This window comes from Intestinibacillus massiliensis, from assembly GCF_900155735.1.
Classification (GTDB): domain Bacteria; phylum Bacillota; class Clostridia; order Oscillospirales; family Butyricicoccaceae; genus Intestinibacillus; species Intestinibacillus massiliensis.
The window spans coordinates 156812-161673 of record NZ_LT707058.1; the positions used below are offsets into that span (position 1 = coordinate 156812).

A 4862-nucleotide genomic window follows, 5' to 3' on the forward strand; every position below is an offset into this window, starting at 1 on the left:
CCGCCGCATCCGCAACTGCATTCTGGTCCTGCTCGCACTGCTCGTCGTGGCGGGCGCCGTTTTCCTTCTTTTTTTCCAGGATCGTATGGTGTATTCCTCGGACGGCGTGCACTTTGACCTCCCGTGGGGCAAGGCGGACACGCAGGACGATGGAAACGTGGACGTGCCCCTCGACATCGAGGGCGGCGGCGAGGGGCAGGATACCCCGCCCGACGACGGCGCCGCGCCCGCGCCGCTGGCCGTATCCGCCACGCCCAAGCTGCTGGAAGTCCCCGTAGGCCGCCTGGGCGACGAGGCCTACCTGGGGCAGGTGAAGGCGCTGCAAGCGCAGGGCGCGATCAACGGCGTTGCCATCGTCGTCAAGGACGCCGCGGGCAACCTTGCCTGGGGCGGCACGCCGGATACGCTCGCCGCCGCCGTGCAGGCGTTCCAGGCGGACGGCCTCCCGGTCACTGCGGTGCTGTATGCCTATCAGGACGACGCCCGCGCGGCCGCAGACGAAACCGCCGCGCTCCACCGCACCAACGGCAACGTGTGGCGCGCCGCGGACAACACGCGCTACCTTGACCCCGGCGCGGACGCGGCGAATGCCTACCTATCCGGCCTCGTGCAACAGCTTTCCGGCATGGGCTTCCAGGAGGCCGTGCTGCGCGCCTACGGCTGGCCGGCCGAGGGCACCGGCCGCCTTGACCGCATCCGCTACGGCGGCTATGCCGACCCGGCCGCGCGTTCCGCCAAACTGGCGGAGACCCTGGAGGCGCTCAAGGCCGCGGCGGGCGGGATGGAGCTTTCGGTCTGCATCGACAACCCGACGGCGGAAAACGGCTTTGACCAGCCCTCCGGCCAGGACCTGGCGGCGCTTACGCCGGGTGCGGCGCGCATCTACGTCCCGATGGTCGTGCAGACCGCCACGAGCGGCGACAGCATCCGCACGATCGTCGGCCGGGTGCAGGGCGCGGACACGGCGAAGCTTGTGCCCATGTACGACAGCGCGGAGCTTGCGACCTCGCTGTTTGCGGGCAGCCAGCCGGTTTATTTCTCCCCCTCCGCCACGAACGGCGAAATCGCCGCCTATGTGGCGCCGTAAACTGCGACAAAACCCCGGGATGGCACCTGCCATCCCGGGGTTTTCCCGTCCCACATAAAGGGGGCGGCGTGGATGCCCCACACCGCCCCCTGGCCTTGCGTCTTTTATGCTTGCAGCTCGCCCAGGATGTCCTCCTTGGCGCGGACGCCGACCATCTTGCCGGATTCCTCCCCGCCCTTGAAAAAGATCATCGTGGGGATGCTCATGATACCGAAGCGCGCCGCCAGCGCGGGCTGCTCGTCGACGTTGACCTTGCAGACCTTCGCGTTGCCCGCGACCTCCTGGTCGATCTCTTCAAGCACGGGCGCGAGCATCTTGCACGGGCCGCACCAGCTTGCCCAAAAGTCTACGAGCACCGGAACCGTCGAGCTTTTGATCTCGTTGTCGAATTCCGCTTCGGTAAGATGTAAGATTGCCATTTTGCCGCTCCTCTCTATTTCCAGCGATACCTAGTATACGTTTTCCCCGGGGGCGGGCTTTACAGGTGGCGCCCCCATGCGGTATAATTTTAACATATCCCCTGCTGTGGTTCAATGCCGCCACAGAAATTTAACAAATTCCCCTAATTTCACAAAGAAATGAGGCGTCCGATTTGCAGGACTTTTTACACCCCATTCTGGACAAACCCGCGCTGGACCGGCTCGGCGTGCTCGCGCTCGCCCATATCGGCGACAGCGTGTACGAGCTGCTCACGCGCACCCACCTGGCCGCCTGCGGCACACAGACCGCGCGCAACCTGCACCGCCGCACGGTGGCGCTCGTCTGCGCGCCCGCACAGGCGCGCGCNGGCTCTACCTCGCCGGGCATTACGACCGCGTGAACGAGCTGTACGGCCTGATCGCGGCGGATTACGGGACGGAAGGATAAAAAACGGGACTGCTGCGCGAAATGTTGTTCCCCGCAGCGGTCCCGTTCCCGTTTTTGTGCAGTTTAGCCGTTAGTAGCAGTCGTTCTGCTCCTTACGGTTCTGGCTGTTCTGCTGATTCTTCTGCTGGCTGTTGTTCTGGCTGTTCTGCTGGTTGTTGCTCTGGCTGTTGTTCTGGCTATTCTGCTGGTTGTTGTTCTGGCTGTTGTTCTGATTGTTCTTAGACATAGAAAACTCACCTCGCTTTTCACTTGTTTGCAACTAGTATTGACCCGGTTTTGCGTGTTTATGCAAATTTTTTTAGGCGTATACTTGCAGCATTACCTAAACTTTGATAAAATGCTATACAGGATAAATTGTTTTGTTAAAGGAGAATGCATAGATGTCCGGACATTCCAAATGGCATAACATTGCCAAGCGCAAGGGCGCGAATGATGCGAAGAAGGCCAAGATCTTCACCAAGATCGGCCGTGAGATGGCGATTGCCATCAAAGAGGGCGGCTCCGCCAATCCCGACAACAACTCCCGCCTGCGCGACGTTGTGGCCAAAGCCAAGGCGAACAACATGCCCAACGACAATATCAAGCGCACGCTGGACAAATATTCCGGCGCAAACGGCCAGGTCGAATATGAAGCGATCACCTACGAAGGCTACGGCGTGGGCGGCGTCGCCGTCATCGTCGAGACCCTGACCGACAACCGCAACCGCACAGCGTCCGATGTGCGCCACCTGCTCGACAAATACGGCACGGGCATGGGCGCGACCGGCTGCGTCGGCTGGCAGTTCGACCGCAAGGGCGTCATGATCATCGAGCGCGGCGAACTGGATGAGGACGAGACCATGATGTTGGCGCTCGACGCGGGCGCGGAGGATTTCCAGGCGGACGAGGAGTCCTTTGAGGTCTACACCACGCCCGAGGATTTCGGCACCGTACGCGAGGCGCTCGAAAAGGCCGGCCTGGAGTTTATCGAGGCCGAAATCGAAATGGTTCCCCAGAATTACATCACCCTTGAGAAGGAAGAGGACATGGCGCAGATGCGCAAGCTGCTCGACAACCTCGAGGACAACGACGACGTGCAGTCGGTCTGGCACAACTGGGAGAACGAGGACGATTACGAGGGTTAAGCCTCGCGGTCAAAATCTAGGATTTAAAAAGCAGCCCTTCCCTGCCGGCTTTTGCAGGGGAGGGCTGCTTTTTTAGGTAACCGCACGCGGGGGTGACACAAACGGAAAGAGGTGCATGCAAGGCTGCATGCACCTCTTTTATGCCGTTTTGCGCCGTATCACTGCATCTGCCGCGCGAGCCACGCAAGGATCAGCGCGATTACATAGTCCTGCTGCGCCTGCGTCAGCGCCGCGCCGGGCGGGATGCGGTGCCATTTGTACAGGCACCCGCGGCAGCAGGTCGCCGTGGCGTGCTGCGCGATAAAGACCGGATGCCCGCGCATCGGGGTCTGCCTGCCGTCGTTCGGGATGGCGGCGGGCGCGAGCCGCTTACCGATCAGGTCGTACGCGTGCCGCCGCACGGTATCCCACCCCTTGTCCCGGATGTACGCCTTGTCCTTTTCCGTCAGGCGGAACCGCCGGCGGAAATCCGAGGCGGACAGCCGGTTCAGCATGTCCTGTATGCCTGGCCCTCCTGTTCCCGCCATGCGCCATGCCCCCCCTTAGCCGGTATTTTTATATTATCATATCACAAAACCGGCCAGGGCGCCAGCGCTTGCCGCCCCGTATGGCGGGGGCGGGAGCCATTACGGCGCGGGTTTCGCCATGATGCGCTCGTTTTCCGCCTTGAAATCGGTATCCAGCATCCAGAAGGTATCCGGGTCCTGCCCGGTTTCCCGCACGCCGGTGTTGAGCGCGTCGATCGCAGCGACTTCGTCCTCCGTGAGCCAGAAGTCGAAAACGCCGATGTTCTCCGCCATACGCCCCGGATGGATCGATTTGGGCAGCGGCCGCACGCCCTTTTCCAGATGCCAGCGGATGGCGACCTGCGCCGGGGTTTTGCCGTACTTTTCCGCAATGCGCCGCACCGGTTCAAACCGGTCGACCCTGCCCCAGCAGATCGGGCGCGTGGCCTCGACCTGTATCTTATGTTCCCGGCAGAAGCGCACGGTTTCAGCCGGCACGAAGGCCGGGTTCAGTTCAAGCTGGTTGACCATGGGCGGGATCTCCGCGTGCGCGAGCAGCTTTTCCAGGTGGTGCGTCAGGAAGTTGCTGACGCCGATGGCCCGCACGCGCCCCTGCTGATAGAGCGTTTCCAGCGCGCGCCAGGTCTCCAGGAAGCTATCTGTCTGGCCGGGCCAGTGGATCAGGTACTGGTCGAGGTAGTCCACGCCCAGTTCGCGCAGCGCCGTTTCAAACGCGTCGATCGCGGGCTGATAGCCGTGATGGGTGTTCCACACCTTGGAGGACAGGTAAAGCTGTTCCCGGGGCACGCCGCAGGTGCGCACGCCCTCGCCGACGCCGGGCTGGTTGTGATAGGCTTCCGCCGTGTCGATCGCGCGGTACCCCAGGCCGACCGCGTCGCGCACGCACTGCGCCACCTGCTGTTCATCATCGTTCAGGGCGGTGCCAAGCGCGATCACCGGCGCTTCCACCCCGTTGCGGAGCCGATAGGCTTCCATAAAAATACGCCTCCTTCCGGCGGGTCCCCATTTGGTTTAACGGTAAAAGGCCGGCTGCACCGGCAGCCCGACCGGTTCCTCGCGCCCGCTTTGCTGCGAGCGGATGCAGGCGTCCGCAGTCACGGCAGCCACATAGCCGTCCCACGCGCTAGGGCCGCGCGGCACGCCGTCCGTGAGGAGCGCGTCCGCCCAGTCCTGCAGTTCGGTATCGTACGCGTCGAGGAAGCGCCCCATCCAGCTCATTTCAAGCGCGGCCTCGCGCCGCCCCGCGTGGCGCACGGG

Annotated in this window: 8 protein-coding genes; 3 read left to right on the forward strand and 5 right to left on the reverse strand. The window is 62.9% G+C overall.

Features of this window, described 5'->3' with window-relative positions:
* The coding region (locus CZ203_RS14705; RefSeq protein ID WP_159456422.1) for a putative glycoside hydrolase at positions 1-1087 on the forward strand (1087 nt) is incomplete at its 5' end.
* A 104-nt stretch (positions 1088-1191) separates the two neighbouring features.
* Here CZ203_RS14705 and trxA read toward each other — a convergent pair.
* Positions 1192-1506, reverse strand: coding sequence for a thioredoxin (gene trxA / locus CZ203_RS07725; RefSeq protein ID WP_087065549.1), 315 nt, complete (start codon positions 1504-1506; stop codon positions 1192-1194).
* A gap of 227 nt (positions 1507-1733) precedes the next feature.
* Between trxA and CZ203_RS15365 the strand changes: the two genes are divergently transcribed.
* Positions 1734-1907, forward strand: coding sequence for a ribonuclease III domain-containing protein (locus tag CZ203_RS15365; RefSeq protein WP_456236198.1), 174 nt, complete (start codon positions 1734-1736; stop codon positions 1905-1907).
* Between the two features lie 117 nt (positions 1908-2024).
* Here the strand turns inward: CZ203_RS15365 and CZ203_RS14710 are convergent, their stop codons facing one another.
* Complete coding sequence (locus tag CZ203_RS14710; protein WP_159456423.1) at positions 2025-2180, reverse strand: hypothetical protein; 156 nt, start codon at positions 2178-2180, stop codon at positions 2025-2027.
* A gap of 154 nt (positions 2181-2334) precedes the next feature.
* Between CZ203_RS14710 and CZ203_RS07735 the strand changes: the two genes are divergently transcribed.
* Positions 2335-3078 (forward strand): YebC/PmpR family DNA-binding transcriptional regulator, encoded by a 744-nt coding sequence (locus tag CZ203_RS07735; protein WP_087065551.1) that lies wholly within the window; start codon positions 2335-2337, stop codon positions 3076-3078.
* Between the two features lie 158 nt (positions 3079-3236).
* On the opposite strand, the gene CZ203_RS07740 is transcribed toward CZ203_RS07735, so the two are convergent.
* The 3 genes from CZ203_RS07740 to CZ203_RS07750 form a co-directional block, all read right to left on the reverse strand.
* Entirely contained in the window at positions 3237-3605 is a 369-nt protein-coding gene (locus CZ203_RS07740; RefSeq protein ID WP_087065552.1) for a DUF4186 domain-containing protein, read from the reverse strand.
* Positions 3606-3704: 99 nt separating this feature from the next.
* Positions 3705-4580, reverse strand: coding sequence for an aldo/keto reductase (locus CZ203_RS07745; protein WP_087065553.1), 876 nt, complete (start codon positions 4578-4580; stop codon positions 3705-3707).
* A gap of 36 nt (positions 4581-4616) precedes the next feature.
* Positions 4617-4862, reverse strand: a 246-nt coding sequence (locus CZ203_RS07750) for a Gfo/Idh/MocA family oxidoreductase (protein WP_235847483.1), incomplete at its 5' end; no start/stop codon positions are given.

Excerpts from the sequence above, each read along its gene's own strand:
- CZ203_RS14710 (WP_159456423.1), bottom strand. The coding sequence starts at position 2,180 with ATGTCTAAGAACAATCAGAACAACAGCCAGAACAACAACCAGCAGAAT.
- trxA (WP_087065549.1), bottom strand. The coding sequence starts at position 1,506 with ATGGCAATCTTACATCTTACCGAAGCGGAATTCGACAACGAGATCAAA.
- CZ203_RS07735 (WP_087065551.1), top strand. The coding sequence starts at position 2,335 with ATGTCCGGACATTCCAAATGGCATAACATTGCCAAGCGCAAGGGCGCG.
- CZ203_RS07740 (WP_087065552.1), bottom strand. The coding sequence starts at position 3,605 with ATGGCGGGAACAGGAGGGCCAGGCATACAGGACATGCTGAACCGGCTG.
- CZ203_RS07745 (WP_087065553.1), bottom strand. The coding sequence starts at position 4,580 with ATGGAAGCCTATCGGCTCCGCAACGGGGTGGAAGCGCCGGTGATCGCG.